This is a genomic window from Saccharibacillus sacchari (assembly GCF_037722395.1).
In the GTDB taxonomy this organism is placed as follows: domain Bacteria; phylum Bacillota; class Bacilli; order Paenibacillales; family Paenibacillaceae; genus Saccharibacillus; species Saccharibacillus sacchari_A.
The window spans coordinates 94220-112134 of record NZ_JBBKAR010000046.1 but is presented as its reverse complement, the minus strand read 5'-3'; the positions used below and the strand labels follow the sequence as shown (position 1 = coordinate 112134).

The following is a 17915-nucleotide window of genomic DNA, read 5'->3' as shown; positions in this document are numbered from 1 at the left end:
CCATAAAATAAAAGCTGCAACCTTAATCGGCGCAGCTTGATCACGTATTCAAATATCTTTTCAATTCTTCATAAAAGTTTTCTCGGGTTCCGGCTAAAACCACAACCACGATTTCGCCTTCTTCATTTTCTTCAAGCCGATAGGCTAATTCGTAATTCGTACCTTTATAAAATACATCGTATCCGTAAATACCTTTGAGATCACCGCTTTTCGGTGAGCCGCAGAAAGGGTCCGTTCGAATCGCTGTGATTGCTTCAAGGTATAAAATCTTCAGGGGCTTTTCGACTAGTTTTTTAAAATAACGTGCGGCAGGAGGCAGATACGCGATAGGTAACATCTAATCCTCCATCACGTCACCGAACAACTCTTCGGTTTGGTCTTTTTTGTGGTCGAGAGCAGCTTGCTTGGAGTCGGCGATGATACGTTGAACGGCTTTGGGCATCTGCGCTTGCTTTTCGCGAAATTTAGCCAATAATTCGTCTCCTGCATATCCTTCGTGGATAAGATCGGCGAGAATCAAATCCGCAAATTGATCGCTTCCTGTTTGTTCTCGAACCGGGCGGATGATTATGACGTTGTCTTGTACAGAAAATTCGACTTCGTCTTTAATTTGGAGTTGTTCAAAGAATTTTTGCGGAATCGTGATTTGTCTTTTGCCTGATACACGACCGCGTTTCCATTCTGCGGTTATCATGGCTTGGCGGTTTATACTCATCGTAAGTTCTCCTTTTGTTATGAAGTCATGGAATCAAAGAATCTTTGATTTTTCTTTCTTTATTATACATGAAAATTGAAGGCTAGTGAAGAAGTAAGTCGTGAATATGAATAACTAGATATATAAATTGTTGGCCGAGCCGATGTTGAACAAGGGGTGGCGTTTACGCCGGAGGGCTTGCTTCCGCCCGGCGTGTTGACGATTGATGCACGGGTGCAGTAGGTGTATGAGCATTTTTTGAATCAGCCCAACGATCTACATAAAAATATTGCGCTTAGCGATCTGGTGCACGCGAAGGCGCTTTGGTTTAATCAGGTACTATTTAGCTTATAATTTTCAAATTGATATCACCAAACTTTTAATAAAAAACCATTCCCTACCTTATTAAATAACGGTTATCATTTTTATAACGTTATAATCTGACTAAACTCGTTATTTGAAGAAAGGAATGCTTTATGGAAGAAGAACAGTATCTAGTAATTGTTGACGGTCAAGATAAGACTATCGAAATTTTATCTTGTAAATCTGTAGGTAGAAACTTGCAGATTATTTATAAAAGCAACACTAAGAAATCTTTTAATTACCCTTCGGCTAGAGCCATAATGCTTGAATCTCCTAATATCATTGAAATCGAAGAAAATCAGACTGTTTATATGCAAAATATACGGACAGTAGGCGTAAAAAGAGTGATGGACTTCCAAAGCCATGTTAGATTTGTTTTCGAGGATAATAGCCGACAAGTACATGTTGCTAAAGGACTTGAGATAAAAAAGAAAGAGGCTTCCACAAATGCGATTGAGCATACCGTTCGATATTGGCAGACTATTGCTGAAGAGTTGCGTCTTCCTGATAGTCGCGGTGAAGAGCAGTCTTTTTTAAGAAAACAAATGCGTCATTTAAATTCTATTAATCAAGAGAGTCCTTTGTTCACCTACTTGTTAAAAAGCCCAGTCTTTTCAGGTTCCAATGAAGAATATGAATCTATTTTTCCTTTTCGATTTAATTTGAGTCAGTATGAAGCTGTGAAGCAAGCCTTAAATAGCTCTATCTCTGTAATTGAGGGCCCGCCCGGAACAGGGAAAACACAGACAATTCTTAATATTTTAGCTAACTTAGTTATTAAGAATCAGAGTGTTGCAGTTGTTTCAAGCAACAATGCTGCTGTGCAAAATGTAAAAGAAAAATTAGAGGCTGCTGGATATGGATTTCTTGTCGCTTCTTTAGGCAATCTGGAAAATCAAAAGAAATTTTTCGGTGCACTACCAAGCATTTCATTTGATGCCTACCAAGAATTAGCAGAGAACGAGGATATTAATAAGTTAAATAAGCGGCTTCACGAAATTTCAATTCAAATTCGTCGACTGATGGAATTAGAAAACGAAAGAGCTCTTCTTAAACAAAAAGTTGAAGGTTATCGATTAGAGTATAAGCACTTTCAAAACTATTTTGAAAAACAGGATATTGAACAAATTGGGAAGCTCTCGTTTTATCAGCAAACTTCCGACAATGTTTTGAAGTTTCTTGTAGAAAGTAAAATATCGAGCGAGCGAGGAAAGTCTGATAGCTGGATAAGAAAATTCAAATTGGTGCTATTTCATGGGTTCACCAACTTTAAAAAACTTAAGCAAAACGAGATGGATATTCTATTAGAGTATCAGCTGGCTTTTTACGAATTGAAAATCGAAGAATTAAACAGAAAAATCATAGAGATTAGCCAACGATTGAAAACAGAGAATTTTAAAAATCTAACCAACGAACATCAAAATATATCTGAGAAAATCTTTAAAATTCGTCTACTACAAAAATACGAGAAACACGAACGAGTAGAGGAAGAGTTAAAAAAATACAAGCAAAATTTAAACCGCTTTATTCAAACTTATCCTATAGTACTCAGTACAGCGCAATCACTTTTGAGTTGTACTAATCCTAATTTTCTTTTTGATTACGTTATTATTGATGAGTCGTCACAAGTTAATTTGCTTGAAGGAGCACTTGCGCTATCTTGCTGTAAGAATGTAATCATTGTAGGAGATACTCGACAGTTGCCACAAATCGTAGATCGTAAACTTGAGCAAAAGTTTGCTGAAATAGGAAAGAAAGTTGATCCGGCCTTTCGATATTTTGATCATAGCTTGTTAACTTCAGTACTTGAAATTTATGCGGAATCTGTTCCGAGAACGATGCTTAGAGAACATTATAGATGTCATCCCCGTATTATCGAATTTTGTAATGCAAAATACTATTCAGGAGAGTTAATTGCTTTTACGGAAAGTAAAGAAGAGGATATCCCATTGCTTATTTATCGAACTGCACAAGGTAATCATATGAGAGAAGTGACTAGAGGAAAAGGTGTAGGCAAGTTTAATAGAAGAGAGCTTGATGTAATCGAAAAGGAAGTCCTTGTTGACTTGGACCAGGCTGCGCGGAAGAATGCCGATCTTGGCTTTGTTACACCTTACCGAAAACAAGCCGATCACGCAAACGGACAATTTGATGAAGAAATCGAGTCTGATACCGTACACAAATATCAAGGCCGTGAAAAAGGTACAATGATCATGTCAACCGTAATCGACAAGACCAAACAGGGTAACATGGGATTGAAGTTCGTTAATGATCCACAAATGCTGAATGTTGCTGTATCACGGGCACAGAATACATTCATTTTAGTTACCGGACATGAGATGTTCTTAGAAAAAAGAAGTGAAGTCGGCGATTTAATCCGATATATGGAGTACAACACAATGGATGAACATGTTGTCGAAAGTCAAATTGTTTCTGTGTTTGACCTATTGTATAAGGATTACTCAGAAAGATTAAATTCTCTTGAGTCCAGACTGCATGGAAAATCCCGTTTTAAGTCGGAGAAAATCATGAACACGTTATTGTCAGAAATTCTTGCAGAAGACGAGTACCTTATACTGGAGTACACAGAGCAGGTTTACTTGAAAAATTTGTTTGAAAATGTGCAGAAATTAAAAAAAGATGAACAGCAATACATCAAAAATAGAGCTTCAGTTGATTTTGTTATTTATCATAAGCTAGACAAGAAGCCGTTACTGGCTATTGAAGTCGATGGATTTGCAAGCCACGATAATAATCCGTCGCAACTTTTGAAAGATAAAATGAAGGACCGCATTTTTGAAAGTTATTCTTTAATGTTAAAAAGATATAAAACAAATGAGATTTGCGATGAAGCTTCAATTCGAGCACTATTGAATAGAGCTTTTGAGACATACGAAATGAAGAAGGGAGAAACATAATTTGTTTAACATCCTGAAATCTCTCTGCATAGCTGCAAGCATAACTGGGGTTACTGCATCATTGTCTGCCTATACTTCGCTTATACAAGCGAATGAAGCTACAGGAGCAGAAACCATCGTCGAGATACCGTTATTATCTGCATCTATCTCCACACCAGCTGAATCCTCAGCCTCTCCGGCTTCCCCCGCCTCGAACGCCGGCACGTCGTCGCCCGCCGCTGCGCGGGCGGACGCCAAGCCCTATTACTACGTCGCGCCGGGCGGCAGCGACACCACCGGCACGGGCTCCAAAAGCAGCCCGTGGAAGACCGTGCAGCGCGCAGCCGATGCCGCCATGAAGACCGGCGGCACCGTCTACCTGCGCGGCGGCGTTTACAGCCAGCAATTGAAGCTGGCCGGAACCCCGGGCGCCGCCGGTTCCGCGGCGCGCCTCACCGTCGCGAGCTATCCGTCGGAGACGGCGGTGCTCGACGGCAAGGGCCTGTCCGTCCAAGACACCGGCAGTCTGGTAGAGCTGCATAACGCCAGCCGCGTCACCGTCCGCGGCCTGGAACTGCGCAACTACAAGACCGCCGCTTCCGGCAGCGTGCCGATCGGCATCTATGTCCACGGCTCGGGCGCAGGCGTCCGGCTGCTGGACAACAAAGTCCACGATATCGGCAACACGTCTTCGCCGAAAGGCAGCGATCTTGCAGGCCGGGACGCCCACGGCATCGCCGTATACGGCACGGAAGCTCCGGCTTCGATCTCCGACCTGACGATCTCGGGCAACGAAGTGTGCAACCTCACGCTCGGATCGAGCGAAGCGCTGGTCTTGAACGGCAACGTCGAGAAGTTCACGGTGGCGAACAACCATGTCCACGACAACGACAATATCGGGATCGACGTCATCGGCTTCGAAGGCACATCGCCGAACGCGAAGTACGATCAGGCGCGCGACGGCGCGATCGCAGGCAATCTCGTTACCGGCAGCACGTCCGTGCGCAATCCGTCTTACGGCCGCAAAGTGCCGAACGGCAGCTATTCCGCGGGCGGCATCTATATCGACGGCGGCCGGGATCTTATCGTCGAACGCAATCGGAGCGAAAGCAACGATATCGGTATCGAGATCGCTTCCGAGCATGGCGGACGTTCTACCTCGGGCATCGTCGTGCGCAGCAATCTGGTCGTACGCAACGCGCTGACCGGCATCGCGATGGGTGGCTACGACGAAGAACGCGGCTCGACCACGGGCAGCACGATCACCGGAAATACGGTAGCTTACAACGATACGCTGGAATGGGGAACCGGACAGCTATATATCCAGTTCGATACCCGCGACAACGTGATCCGCAACAACATTTTCGCCGCTTCCGGTTCCAATGTGCTGATCGACAACGAATACACCGAGAACACGCGCAACACGATCGACCATAATCTGTACTTCGCGCCCGATAAGAACGCAGCCGTATGGATTTGGAAAGGCAAAACCTACACCGGCTTCGCCGCTTACCGCAAAGGCAGCGGCAACGACGCCGACTCGCTGTTTGCCGATCCGCAGTTCGTTGATGCAAACAGCGATTACCGCCTGAAATCCGGTTCTCCCGCTTCCGCATCCGGCACGCCCGACAAAATCTTATCCGCCGCACCGGATCTGGACGGCAAGCCGCGCGGAAAGTCCGCAACCGGCAAGCCCAGCCGAGGCGCTTACGAATAAACGTTTTCGATCCGCGAGCGCCATCTTCCGTCCCGATTCATTTCACGCAACACAGACAATAAACGCTCGCCAGTCCCACGGGTCGGAAACTTCGATTCCCGGTACAGCGAGCAGCGGAGGGAGAAATTCAGCGAAAGACGCTTTTGAACTCGGAAAATATCCGATAACCTTTCTATCGGCTTTTCCGGGCGGGACAGCGCGTTGAGCGAATGGCTCCCGCCGCGCCAGACTTCTCCAACCAACAGGACGTTTCCGCCGCCCGCACCGCCGAATAACGACTTTAACAAAAAGACCCCTGGAGGAACACACCATGACAAAAGGAATCGATTCTCTCGATACGTTGGCAGCCGTCATCCCTTTGCTCAAAGCAGCGCTCCCGGTTGAAGTCTCTATTGCGTTATGCGACAACGAACAGTTTACGGCTTATTGGCCGGGCGCCACGATCGACTTGAACATCAAAGCCGGGCAGCGGCTGCAAGAAGGCGAGCCTTTGCTAATGGCGATCCGCAACGACGAACCGCTGCGCGCCGAAGTGCCTGCGGAGTTTTACGGATTCGCGTTTACCGGAACCGCTACGCCCGTAAAAGACCCGAAAGGTCGCGTTATCGGGGGCATCGCGGTGCAGGTGCGCAGGCATAGCGAGTTGATCGATATTGCCGACCGGATCGCGGGAGCCTTGTCCAATGCCAACGAACGCATCACGCAGATCGCCGAAGGTTCGGGCGGTTTGGCCGACGCATCTGGCGAATTGTTGGAGCTGTCCAAGCAAGCCGAGCAGAATGCCTACGGGGCGGACGGCGTCGTGCGGATGATCAAGGAAGTCGCGGACCAGACCCATATGCTCGGCATCAACGCGGCGATCGAAGCGGCGCATGCGGGCGAGAAAGGCGCGGGCTTCGGCATCGTCGCTTCCGAGATCCGCAAGCTGTCCGGTCAGACGGTGACGTCGACGAACAGCATCCGCGACACGCTGGGCACTTTCAAAAAGCTGACGGCGCAAATGAGCGATTCGATCGAACGGGTGGCCGAAACGGGGCAGAATCAGGCGCAGTCCACCGAGCAGTTGTCGTCGATGATCGAAGAAATCCGCGAGATGGCGCTTAAGCTGAACGAGTTTGCGAAGCAGCTGTAAGGAACCCTTTTCAAACGCAAAAACTCCCGGAACGACGGCGCTCAAGCGTCCGTTGCTGCGGGAGTTTTGCATGCAGTCGTATTAGATTCGAAGTCACCCTTTTACCGGAAAACCAGGTCCTGACAGCACCCGGTTCACCAGTTCGCCCATCCCGTCCCACGACTCTTTCATGAGGAAATCGTTTTGCAGCGGAAGGTTCCACGGACGCGGGATACCGATGGTGCGTTTGCCTGCGTCGCGCGCGGCCAGCAGATTATGCGGACCGTCGTCGATCAGCAGATCGAATTCCAGCAGGTATTTGCGCTTGGCGACGAAGAAATTTTCGAACGGGATAAACGGCATATGCTGCTGAAGCCAGTTCCATTTTTCCGGTACCGCCGAAGGACGGGCCGCCGTGACAATGATGACGTCGTGCTCTTCGCTGATGCGGCGCACTTCCTCGATCGTATGCTCGTCGAAAATTTCGAGTTCTTCGTACAGCTTGGGCCGACCGAAAAAAATCTCCTCGTTGCAGTCCGGGTGCCAGATGCTGCTTAGATCGAAACTGCTCACCTGGTCGATGCTCAATTGAAGATCCGGGTACGCGGCGTTATGGTAATGAATGGCCTTCGGCACCAGATGACAGATCGTGTCGTCCATGTCGATGGCTACGATTTTTTTGCTCATGACATTCTCTCCTATTGCTTGAAAAAGCGTTGTTGATTTCCTGAAAACGCGGATATCTGCATTGTAACGAACTTGACGCGGAATGGCAAAAAAATGGACTTTAGCGAACGGGATCGGCTTGCTTTTTGCAGGGAAAACGGGTATGAACAATGGAGCGCAACATAAGCGGAATACGCAGCACAAAGAATTGGAGGAACGGATTATGACATCACCCGAACAGCGCAATCCGCAAAACGGAAATCCCGGCGGCGGGCCGAAGCGAAGTCTGCTCTCGATTATCGCGACCGTCGCGGTATTGGGACTGCTTCTTTTTACCGGGCCGGGGCGGGAGCTGCTGGGCAACCTGCTGGATCAGGGCGGAACGGCGACGCAGAGCGATAACACCGCACAGGATGGGCCGACGCAAACGGCAACGCAGGAAGAAACAGCGACTTCGGTCGACGGGCGCGTCAAAGCTTCCGTGGAGCGGACCGTCGACGGGGATACGTTTATCGCGATCCTGGAAGACGGCAGCCGCGAGCGGGTGCGTATGCTGCTGCTCGACACGCCGGAAACCAAAAAGGAAGGGACTCCGGTGCAGCCTTTCGGCCCGGAAGCGAGCGAGTATACGAAAAAGCTGCTGGGCGGCCAACAAGTTGAGCTGGAGTTCGACGAGGAGCAGCGGGATCAGTACGGCCGGATGCTCGCTTACGTGTATCTGAACGGCGAAATGGTCAACGAAAAGCTGCTGGAGCAAGGCTTGGCACGCGTCGTGGTGTATCAGCCGAACGATAAGTATATCGACGGGTTCCGCGAGATTCAAAATAGGGCCAAGCAGCAAAAGCTGGGCGTGTGGAGTATCGAAGGATACGCGGATAATCGCGGCTTCCACCCGGAAGTCGCCGAGTGATTTCGATCTTGGTCGGAGCACTGGACGGGATAGATGGCTGTTTTGCATGCCGGATGGGCAGCCCTGCGGTTGTCTATTTGTGACTTTGAGGTGCTTAGGGAACTTTGAAGTGCGTACTGTTCAGTTTCTTTTCGGACGGACAAAATGGAACAGAGCCGAAGGTCGGCGCCATTTTGGAAAAACGGAAGGAGCATGAACATGAACGCGACAGAAAAGGATAACGCGAAAGAAAAGGACAACCTCAACGAAAAGGAACAGAAAACGGCGCTGGTGATCGGCACGAACGGCGTGATCGGGCGCAATCTGATCGACCATCTGGCGACGCTGCCGGATTGGAACGTGATCGGCGTTTCCCGGCGCGGCGGGGAGGCGTTTGCGAACGTACGTTATATTTCGGCGGATCTGCTCGATGCGGACGCCGCGCGGGAAGCGCTCGGCGGCTTGAGCGAAGTGACGCATCTGTTTTACGCCGCTTATCAAGACCGTCCGACCTGGGCGGAGCTGGTGGCGCCGAATCTGGCGATGCTGGTCAACGCGGTCGATGCCGTCGAACCGGCGGCGCGTTGTCTTCGGCATATCAGCTTGATGCAAGGCTACAAAGTCTACGGCGCGCATCTGGGTCCGTTCAAAACGCCCGCCAAAGAAAGCGACGACCGCCATATGCCGCCGGAATTCAATATCGACCAGCAGCGGTTTTTGGAACGCCGGTCGCAAGCGGGGAGCTGGACCTGGTCGGCGCTGCGTCCGTCGGTCGTTTGCGGCTTCGCGCTCGGCAACCCGATGAATCTGGCGACGGTCATCGCCGTTTACGCTTCGATCTCCAAAGAACTCGGCGTTCCGCTGCGTTTTCCCGGCAAGCCCGGCGCATACCATAGTCTGCTTGAGATGACGGACGCCGGATTGCTTGCGCGGGCGACCGTCTGGGCCGCCACCGATCCGCGCTGCGCGAACCAGGCGTTCAATATCTCTAACGGCGATCTGTTCCGCTGGAATCAGCTATGGCCGAAGATCGCCGCTTATTTCGGGCTGGAAGCGTCCGATCCTCTTCCGATGCCGCTGAGCGAAGTCATGGCGGACAAAGAACCGTTGTGGAACGATATGGTGAAGCGCTACGGTCTTGCCGACCCTACTTATGCGGAAGTGTCCTCTTGGGGCTTCGGCGATTTCGTGTTCGGTTGGGATTACGACTTTTTTGCCGACGGCAGCAAAGCGCGGCGTTTGGGCTTTCATGAATTCGTCGATACGGAAAAGATGTTTTTCGAGATCTTCGACGATTTCCGGCTGCGCGGCATCATTCCGGCTTGACGGACGAAGCGAAAGGATCGGAAGAGTCGCGGGCATCAGGGTGAGCGGCCGGTACCGGAGAAGAAGCGGACGACGCGGACGGCGAACCGGCCGCCAACGAAGAACCGGGCGAAACGATCGCCGCGCGATCGCCGTAAGTCTGTTCGACGTGCTGTTCGCCCCAGCGGCAAAGCGCGTGGAGGATATTTTTGAGGCTCCAGCCGTAATCCGTCAGCTCGTATTCCACTTTCGGCGGAACGGTAGGGTGCGGAATGCGGCGCACGATCCCGTCGCGTTCCAGTTCTTTGAGCTGTTGGGTAAGCACTTTTTGCGTGATTGCGGAGGGCAGCAGCTTCATCAGCTCGCCGTTGCGCTTTTTCCCGAACGTCAGCACGAACAGGATCACCGGTTTCCATTTGCCGCCGATCACTTCGAGCGTCGCTTCGACAGCGGTGTTGTACGTTTTCACAGGTTGCATTGCAGGTTCCTCCTTCGGAATTCGATCGCGATCGGGTCGGCCGATAGACGTGTCTTCTGATTGTACCTCTTGCGAAGGGCGATGCCCAGACAAGGGAAGATTCGCCGTAGAGTCTTTTTGAAGCGGAAAGCGGGGATCGAAATAAAAACTTCCGGCGATCGCGGCAAACTTGACCCCCGACCCCCGTTGTGTATAATGGAAGGAACAATCATATGAACGAATGTTTTCTAGGGTTCCGCAGCCGTGCAGGTTGGACAGGTCCGAGAGAAAACTCACGGTTATGCCGTGCCACGGAGGGAAAAAAGCCCGGGAGATGAACTGCGATCGCGCAGTTTATTCTCCCGGGCTTTTTTGCGTTCATATGCGTTGAAAAAAACAAGAGGAGCGAAAAAAGATGAACGAGAAAACGAACAAAAAGATGAACGGAATTTGGATGTCCGTCGTGATTGCCGCGTTGTTCGAAGTCGGGTGGGTGATCGGGTTGAAACATGCGTCGGGCGTATGGGAATGGGCGGCGACGGCGGTCGCGATCGGGGTCAGCTTCACGCTGATGATCGCCGCGTCGCGCACGCTGCCGGTGGGAACCGTCTACGCGGTGTTCGTCGGTTTGGGCACGGCCGGCACGGTAATCGCGGAGATTGCGTTGTTCGGAGCCGATATCCAATGGGCCAAACTTCTGATGATCGGCACGCTGCTGCTGGGCGTCGTCGGCTTGAAGCTGCTGAGCGCAAGCAATCCTCAACAAAAGAAAGGAGTCTGACGAAACATGAACTGGACATTTTTGATTTTGGCGGGAATTTTCGAGATGGTTGGCGTGCTGATGATCAACAAACTGAACAAGGATCGCGATCTAAAAGCTTTTTCGCTGATGGCAGGCGGCTTCGGTTTGAGCTTCGTTTTCCTGACGCTGGCGATGGACACTCTTCCGATGGGTACCGCTTACGCGGTCTGGACCGGCATAGGCGCCTCCGGCGGCGCGATTCTCGGCATGATTTTTTACGGGGAATCGAAAAATTGGCTGAGGGTGTTGTGTATCGCTTTGGTGCTGGGTTCGGCGGTCGGATTAAAGCTGGTGAGCGGGTAAGGGGAGGTGCGTGTAGGTAAGTAGGTGAGTGAGCGGGAATGTAAGTCAGTAGGTGCGTAAGTACAGAGTCAGCGAGGAAAAAGGACCTTTCCGGAAGTCTGCGATCGAAAAAACCGGCTTCGGAAAGGTCCTTTTTCGACGTTTCGCGAAGATTTGATCGTTTCCGGGGATCGCCAACTGAAATAGGTGCGGATATGCACTTAATTTCCGAAATCAGGATCGTTTTTTTGAAATAAGTGCGGATATGCAATTAAATTCTGCTTTTCGTGTTCGTTTGGAGGGTTTGCTTTTAAATAGTTGCATTTGCGCACTTATTTCTGGATTCGGGGTCAATTCGTGAAGATTAGTTGCATTTGCGCACTTAAATATGCTGTAGCCTGGCCGAAAGCAAAAAAACGGCTCTGCCCTGTACCTGCGTACGAAGGGAGAAACCGTTTTGCGTCAAAAAATCAAGATTGCGGCTGGACTTGCTCTTGCTCTACCTTAATCCAGCGGGTCGCCCAGCCTTGAATATCGTCCATAACAGGAGCCAAATCCCGCCCCATATCCGTCAACGAATATTCGATCCGCACCGGCTTCTCCGGGTATACGGTGCGAAGCACGATGCCTTCTTCTTCCAGTTCTTTCAGTCGTTCCGACAGCACTTTGCCGCTCAGGTTGGACAAGGAGCTTTCGATGTCCACGAAACGGCGGGGGCCGTCCATCAATCTATAGATGATCAGGGTCGTCCAGCGTTTGCTAAGGACTTCGATCGCTTTCTCGAATCTGGGGCACAGTTGGGTCAGCTCTGCGGCCAATGGTATCACTCTCCATTATATATTTTATTGTTATCTAATTAACGATAATAAACCGATCTATAAAAGATAAGCCCGAAATTCCAGGCGCTGAAAGGGTTGCGTCTGCGTTGTTGCTTCTTCAGTATACATGTGGTGATTAAAATAAACAAGCTTACAATTCGTAATAATTAATACTTGACTATGATGTATTAAATAAATATACTTGGTTACATAAAGTAATTTTGTGAGTTAGTCGTCTTGACTACGCGAGCAAAGCGCGCGTTCAAGACGACGAAGTTCGAAGCAAGCCCAGCGCCGCTTCGAACTTCTCTACGAGGTCTTGGCTACGCAAGCCCAGCGCCGCTTCGAACCTACTCTTGGAACGCGAACGAAATCGGAGGACAGAAAGATGGAACGACATACGGAGATTTGTATCGCGGGTGGAGGCCCGGCCGGCACTTTGCTGGCGTGCCTGCTGGCCCGTCGCGGAGCGGACGTTGTGCTGGTCGAGAAACAACCGGTACCCGGACCGTCGTTCCGCGGAGAAATTATAAATGGCGACGGCGAACGCGTACTGAAAAAGCACGGCATCCTGAGCAAAATGAATCCGGAAGCGATGTTGCCGTTGGTCCGGCTTGAATATTGGGACCGCCGCCAAGTCGTCAAAACGATTCTGCCAGATACAGTGGACGGCAATGTGGGCATTCATATTCCGCAAGCGGATTTGCTCCATGCCTTATTGGACGAAGCCAAGCAATATCCAAACTTCACGTATATGCCGGGCACAATGGTACGCGGTTTGCTGCAAGGTGAGGATGGCCGCTACACAGGCGTAAAAGTCCGTACTTCGGAAGGCCGCGACCTGGAGATTCACAGCAATATAGTTGTCGGAGCAGACGGTCGGTATTCCTCGGTACGCAAATACGCGGGAATCCCGGTGAGCGCCGAAGGACACGGCTACGATCTGCTGTGGGCGAGAATTCCTGCGCCGGAAGGCTGGGAGCCGGTGATGTGTTCCACTATACAGAACGGCCAGCAGCTTCATCTGTTCACGCAGGCCCGCGGCTATGTGCAGGTCGGCTGGAATATTGAAGAAGACTCGTACAAAGAGCTGCGCAAGCGTCCGTTTGAAGAATTGACGCAGACTCTGATTGATGCTTTTCCAAAGCTTGAAACGAGCGTGCGGAAGCATATCACATCCTGGCAGGACTTCGTTTTACTGGACATTTTCAGCAGCAAGTCGGAGCGTTGGGCGCAGCCCGGTCTGGTGTTGATCGGCGACGCCGCGCATACGATGACGCCTACAGGAGCTTTTGGCCTGAACGAAGCGTTATGCGACGCGGACGTATTGCATGAAGAGCTGTTGACGTGTCTGGAACGCAGGCAGGATACCAGCGAGCCGTTGGATCGATTGGAACAACGCCGTCGCGGCGATGTAGAGCGCAGACAGCGCGAGCAGGTTGATATGGAATTAAGTTATGCTCAAAATTTTAATATTTAACATTCAAAGCGACGATAATATACAGATAGACATTACAATGAAAAGCATTGCCTAAATAAACGTAACCCAAAAATGATCCGAATTGACTTGGGCTGCGAACGTATAAGTAGCCAGGATGCGGAACCGACAGGTTCTGTGTCCGTTTTATCGAGAAACCGTACACGGTCCGCCACAGGAAAGTAGCTTGTTTTAGAGAGAAAGACGCATGACATACAAGTGCCTGCTTGGCGGCTTGCCCGACTTAACCAATACGAAAATAAGGATGTGCCATCATGGTGAACAACAGTGCAGCTTCCATACTCAAAAACAGCATTCATAATATCCCGTCTCCTCAAAACGCCGAAGAAGGCTATGTGCTGGTCGGTCCGATCAAGCTGCCTGTTAACCTGGAAGGCGAAACGATCGTATTCCGCTGGTACAGCTGGATGAAGCAACCCGAAGGCGGAGAGAACATGTCGGCCGAGGAACTGATTCGCAGCCTGCCGACGATGAATCTGGCCGAAGGCCAGCAATCCAGCGTGCTCGTTTACGGTGATTTCGAAAATTCGCCGGACGCGCTGATCCGTATGCACAGCATCTGCCACACCGGCGATATTTTCGGCAGCAAACGATGCGATTGCGGCTACCAGTTGCACCAGTCGATGAAAATGATCGCGGAACATGGTTCGGGTGCGCTCTTTTACCTGGCAAACCACGAAGGACGCGGCATCGGCCTGTTCAGCAAAGCAATGGCGTACATTCTGCAAGAACAAGGCATGGACACCGTGGAAGCGAATCTGGCACTCGGCTTCGAAGACGACACTCGCAACTACGACGGCGCGATCGGCGTGTTGAAATTCCTGCGCGAGCAACCGGTAACTCTGATCACGAACAATCCTCGCAAGCTGGAAGCGTTGAGAGCAGCGGGTATGAACGTGTCCGGACGTACGCCTCTGTGGGGAGACGTATCCGAGTTTAACGAGAAATACCTGCGTACCAAGGTCAATCGTTCCGGTCACTTCGCGACGCAAAATCCGATCGAAGGCTTGTCGGAGCTGCCGACGGCCGAAGGAGGAGACTGACGAAGCATGAGCGAAGAACGGTCTATCCATGAAAAATACATGCGGCTTGCGCTGGAAAATGCGCGTGCCGCGAAAGGCCAGACGGCACCGAATCCGCTCGTGGGTTCGGTCATCGTCAACGACGGTCGGATTGTCGGTATCGGCGCGCATTTGAAGCCGGGCGAGCCGCACGCGGAGATCCATGCGCTGCGGATGGCCGGAGAGCATGCCAAAGGCGGCACGATCTACGTGACGTTGGAGCCTTGCTCCCACCACGGTCGCACGGGCCCGTGCGCGGAGGCGGTGGTCAAGGCGGGTTTGGCGCGCGTGGTAGTCGCCGCGCCCGATCCGAACCCGCTCGTCGCGGGACGCGGGATCAAGATTTTGCGGGATGCGGGCATCGAAGTGATCGAAGGCGTGCTGCGCGGGGAATCCGAACGTTTGAATGAAGTGTTCAACCGCTATATCGTGAGCAAACGTCCGTTTGTTACCGTGAAATCGGCTACTACATTGGACGGCAAAATCGCGACGCGCACGAGCAGCAGCCGCTGGATCACCTCCGCCGAAGCCCGCGAGGATGTGCACCAACTGCGGCACGAGAGCGGCGCGATTCTGGTTGGCGTACAGACCATTCTGCATGACGATTCGCAGCTCAACACCCGTTTGCCGAACGGCCGCAACCCGCTGCGCGTCGTGCTCGACAGCACGCTGCGTATTCCGGAAGATGCACGCGTCGTAACGGACGGTGAAGCGCCGACTTGGATATTTACCGGATCGAACGCCGATGCGGCCAAGCGACAACGGCTGGAAGCGGCGGGCGTGCGCGTGATCGAGACGACAGGCGAGCGAGTGGATCTGGAGCAGGTGCTGGATACGCTGGGAGAAAGCGAAATCTCGTCGTTGCTGGTCGAAGGCGGCGGACAGGTCATCGCTTCGTTCGTGGAGCAGGGCCTTGCGGATAAGCTGGTGCTGTACATGGCGCCGAAGCTTGTAGGCGGGAAGGACGCTCCGACCTTTATCGAAGGCTTGGGAATCGCGGATATGAACGATGCGGTCGGATTGACCGGACTTCGAGTCGAGCAGCTGGGCCCGGATTTGAAATTCGAAGCGTATTTTCCAAAGCGTTAAAACTGAGGTAAGCTACGATTGCGAGATTTCGCCTACGGGATCAACCTTAATTTGCTTCGATATACAAAAAACCGGCTTCTCCAAAAAGAGAGCCGGTTTTTTGACGTGGTTGACGCGTCGAAGATGATCAATCTTGCGAATAAGCAGAAATGCTAGTTCTTTTCCACTTCCGCTTCCCGCCGCTTCCAGCTCGTTTTCCCGTCGTCTTCGACGATCGCAATCGCGGCGTCCGCGATATCCGGGTCGGTGGTGAGATGCTGCTGGATACGGATCTTGATATCGTCGGCGTCGCCGAGCGTCAGGCCGGTGCGCAGTTCCACGACCGCGTCGACATGGTAATAACGGCCTTCCTGAATGATACGCATGCTTTCGATATCCCGTACGTCCGCGTCTCCGAGAATAGCGGCAGATACTTTGTCTTCGACGTCCTGCGGCGCCGATACCCCGATCAGACCGATCATGTTATCGTAGCCGACACGGAACGCGACCGCGATCATCAGGAAGCCGATCAGCGTCGTCGCCATGCCGTCGATCAAAGCGAAGTTCGTCAGCGATACGACAACGACGGCAATCAGGGCGAAAAAGGCGCCCAGCACGGCCACGATGTCTTCATAGAACACGAGACGCGTCGGAGGAGCGGCGCGGCCGACGTTTTTGAACGCCGCCGGCAACAAAGCCAATCCGCTTGCTTTGGGCGCGCGCGCTTCTTTCAGAATTTCTTTCGACGCTTTGATCAAAATCGCGCCGTCCACCAAGATGTTCAGCAGCAGCACGCCGACATTGATCCAAAAGCCTCCCGCCGCTTCCCCTGGGTGCTGAAGCAGATGGATGCCTTCGTGGATCGTCTCGTAAGCCATGATCGTGACGACGATCACGGCGATCATGCAGAAAATGTTGATAACGCGCCCGAACCCTACCGGGAACCGGCGGCTTGGCCGCTTTTCCGACAGCACGCTGCCGACGAATACGAAGCCCTGGTTCACGGCATCCGCCAGCGAGTGCATCGCCGAAGCGAACATCGCGCCGCTGCCGGTGAACAAAGCAGCCCCGCCTTTGGCGGCCGCGAGTACCGCGTTGCCTGCCATAGCCACGGCGGAAGACGTATTTCCTTTTTTGATCAGCGATCCTAATGTTTCTTTCTGCCCGTTATCGGACGGATGGGCTTCAGCCACGAACGACGCCTCCTTGAAATTCAGGTTGGATAAAAAACGATGCACGCTATGTAGTCACTTGCGTCTTGCTCTTGTTGGTCGGTCAAGCCGGCAACTATAGCATATGTACCCGGAATCGGCGGTTCGGAACAGGTCCGCTGCGTCGATTCCGGCAAGATGTCCGCTTTCGCGTTTGTTTTTCGCAGCGGATTTAAGACCGGTTCCCGTATTCTTCCGTGTACCAGTCGATAATTTTGCGCGCGATACTGACCTTCGGCGGGATATTCGGCAGCTCGCCTGGACCGAACCAGTCCGCGTGCTCGATCTCTTCGCCGTCGACCGCGATTTCGCCGCCCGCGTATTCCGCCACGAATCCGATCATCAGCGAATGGGGAAACGGCCATTGTTGGCTGCCGAAATAGCGAATCTCGCCCAACTCGATGCCGACTTCCTCCATCGTTTCGCGTCGAACACAATCCTCCAGCGTCTCGCCAGGCTCCGCAAAGCCCGCAATCAGACCGTACATATTGTCCGGGAAATGCGGCGCATGGGCAAGCAGAATTTTCCCGTCCTTCAAAATTGCGGTGATGACGGCGGGAGAAAGACGCGGGTAATGGCTGAGGCCGCAATTCGGACAGACTTTGGCCCGGTCACGATCCGCCAACGCCAGCGTCGTGCCGCAGCGTCCGCAGAATCGATGGGTATCGTCCCAATTCAAAATTTGAAGCGCACGTCCGGCCAGGTGGAACAGATCTTCATCCAGACGGTCATATAACGGTCGCAACGGTAAAAAGTCGTATCCGTTTGGCGCTTTCGTTTCTTCCGGTGCTTCGGCCGTATAACAAGGCGCGCCTTCCAACGTACCGAGATACAGCGAGCGGATAGGTGTGAAGCTGAGCTCTTCAACCTGGGTCGCCACGGGTAGCGCAGCCAAGCCTTCTTGTTCATTCAGCAGCAGCTTTCCGGTATCCGCGAGAAAGACGAACCAATAAGCAGGCTGATCCGTAGGCTCCGCGTACAGTGCGGGCATGTAGCGATCGTAAATGCTGGGTTTCGATTTTGGCATGGAAGCAGAACCTTTCGGAGTGGAATCGTAACCTCTTTATTATGAAAGG

Annotated in this window: 16 protein-coding genes, 1 pseudogene and 1 riboswitch; of the genes and pseudogenes, 10 read left to right on the top strand and 7 right to left on the bottom strand. The window is 51.9% G+C overall.

Annotated elements, in window-relative coordinates; all coding sequences use genetic code 11:
- Positions 1-40: 40 nt before the first annotated feature.
- Together WKI47_RS18480 and WKI47_RS18475 are read right to left on the bottom strand one after the other, a co-directional pair.
- The gene (locus WKI47_RS18480; RefSeq protein ID WP_340228650.1) at positions 41-337 is read right to left on the bottom strand and encodes a type II toxin-antitoxin system RelE/ParE family toxin; all 297 of its coding nucleotides are present in this window, start codon (positions 335-337) and stop codon (positions 41-43) included.
- Entirely contained in the window at positions 338-715 is a 378-nt protein-coding gene (locus WKI47_RS18475) for an AbrB/MazE/SpoVT family DNA-binding domain-containing protein (RefSeq protein WP_340228649.1), read from the bottom strand.
- Positions 716-1170: 455 nt separating this feature from the next.
- Between WKI47_RS18475 and WKI47_RS18470 the strand changes: the two genes are divergently transcribed.
- The 3 genes from WKI47_RS18470 (at position 1171) to WKI47_RS18460 (ending at position 6803) form a co-directional block, all read left to right on the top strand.
- Positions 1171-3975: an AAA domain-containing protein gene (locus WKI47_RS18470; RefSeq protein WP_340228648.1), complete on the top strand. Its 2805-nt coding sequence runs from the start codon at positions 1171-1173 to the stop codon at positions 3973-3975.
- 61 nt (positions 3976-4036) lie between these two features.
- A complete protein-coding gene (locus WKI47_RS18465) occupies positions 4037-5671 on the top strand; it encodes a right-handed parallel beta-helix repeat-containing protein (protein WP_340228647.1) in 1635 nt (544 codons plus the stop codon).
- Between the two features lie 310 nt (positions 5672-5981).
- Positions 5982-6803: a methyl-accepting chemotaxis protein gene (locus WKI47_RS18460; protein ID WP_340228646.1), complete on the top strand. Its 822-nt coding sequence runs from the start codon at positions 5982-5984 to the stop codon at positions 6801-6803.
- A gap of 93 nt (positions 6804-6896) precedes the next feature.
- Here WKI47_RS18460 and WKI47_RS18455 read toward each other — a convergent pair whose 3' ends face one another.
- Positions 6897-7469, bottom strand: coding sequence for a 5' nucleotidase, NT5C type (locus tag WKI47_RS18455; RefSeq protein WP_340228645.1), 573 nt, complete (start codon positions 7467-7469; stop codon positions 6897-6899).
- 202 nt (positions 7470-7671) lie between these two features.
- On the opposite strand from WKI47_RS18455, the gene WKI47_RS18450 reads away from it, so the two are divergent.
- Positions 7672-8358 (top strand): thermonuclease family protein, encoded by a 687-nt coding sequence (locus WKI47_RS18450; protein ID WP_340228644.1) that lies wholly within the window; start codon positions 7672-7674, stop codon positions 8356-8358.
- A 198-nt stretch (positions 8359-8556) separates the two neighbouring features.
- Positions 8557-9663: an SDR family oxidoreductase gene (locus tag WKI47_RS18445; RefSeq protein WP_340228643.1), complete on the top strand. Its 1107-nt coding sequence runs from the start codon at positions 8557-8559 to the stop codon at positions 9661-9663.
- Between the two features lie 112 nt (positions 9664-9775).
- Here WKI47_RS18445 and WKI47_RS18440 read toward each other — a convergent pair.
- Positions 9776-10120 (bottom strand): annotated as a pseudogene (locus tag WKI47_RS18440) (winged helix-turn-helix transcriptional regulator); the annotation flags it as partial.
- A gap of 216 nt (positions 10121-10336) precedes the next feature.
- Positions 10337-10435: riboswitch (guanidine-I (ykkC/yxkD leader) on the top strand.
- Positions 10436-10538: 103 nt separating this feature from the next.
- Here WKI47_RS18440 and WKI47_RS18435 point away from each other — a divergent pair.
- Both WKI47_RS18435 and WKI47_RS18430 read left to right on the top strand, forming a co-directional pair.
- Positions 10539-10880, top strand: a complete 342-nt coding sequence (locus WKI47_RS18435) for a DMT family transporter (RefSeq protein ID WP_340228712.1) — start codon at positions 10539-10541, stop codon at positions 10878-10880.
- 6 nt (positions 10881-10886) lie between these two features.
- On the top strand, positions 10887-11204 hold the full coding sequence (locus WKI47_RS18430; RefSeq protein ID WP_340228640.1) for a multidrug efflux SMR transporter: 318 nt from the start codon (positions 10887-10889) through the stop codon (positions 11202-11204).
- Between the two features lie 449 nt (positions 11205-11653).
- On the opposite strand, the gene WKI47_RS18425 is transcribed toward WKI47_RS18430, so the two are convergent.
- Positions 11654-12001, bottom strand: coding sequence for a helix-turn-helix domain-containing protein (locus WKI47_RS18425; RefSeq protein ID WP_340228639.1), 348 nt, complete (start codon positions 11999-12001; stop codon positions 11654-11656).
- A 388-nt stretch (positions 12002-12389) separates the two neighbouring features.
- On the opposite strand from WKI47_RS18425, the gene WKI47_RS18420 reads away from it, so the two are divergent.
- From WKI47_RS18420 to ribD, 3 genes are all read left to right on the top strand, one after another.
- Positions 12390-13481 carry an FAD-dependent monooxygenase gene (locus WKI47_RS18420; RefSeq protein WP_340228638.1) on the top strand — a complete coding sequence of 364 codons (1092 nt, stop codon included), beginning with the start codon at positions 12390-12392 and terminating at the stop codon, positions 13479-13481.
- A gap of 272 nt (positions 13482-13753) precedes the next feature.
- Positions 13754-14542, top strand: a complete 789-nt coding sequence (locus WKI47_RS18415; protein WP_340228637.1) for a GTP cyclohydrolase II — start codon at positions 13754-13756, stop codon at positions 14540-14542.
- 6 nt (positions 14543-14548) lie between these two features.
- Entirely contained in the window at positions 14549-15649 is a 1101-nt protein-coding gene (gene ribD, locus WKI47_RS18410; protein WP_340228636.1) for a bifunctional diaminohydroxyphosphoribosylaminopyrimidine deaminase/5-amino-6-(5-phosphoribosylamino)uracil reductase RibD, read from the top strand.
- Positions 15650-15801: 152 nt separating this feature from the next.
- Here the strand turns inward: ribD and WKI47_RS18405 are convergent, their stop codons facing one another.
- Both WKI47_RS18405 and nudC read right to left on the bottom strand, forming a co-directional pair.
- The gene (locus WKI47_RS18405; RefSeq protein WP_340228711.1) at positions 15802-16734 is read right to left on the bottom strand and encodes a cation diffusion facilitator family transporter; all 933 of its coding nucleotides are present in this window, start codon (positions 16732-16734) and stop codon (positions 15802-15804) included.
- Between the two features lie 277 nt (positions 16735-17011).
- The gene (gene nudC, locus WKI47_RS18400; protein ID WP_340228635.1) at positions 17012-17866 is read right to left on the bottom strand and encodes an NAD(+) diphosphatase; all 855 of its coding nucleotides are present in this window, start codon (positions 17864-17866) and stop codon (positions 17012-17014) included.
- Positions 17867-17915 lie beyond the last annotated feature (49 nt).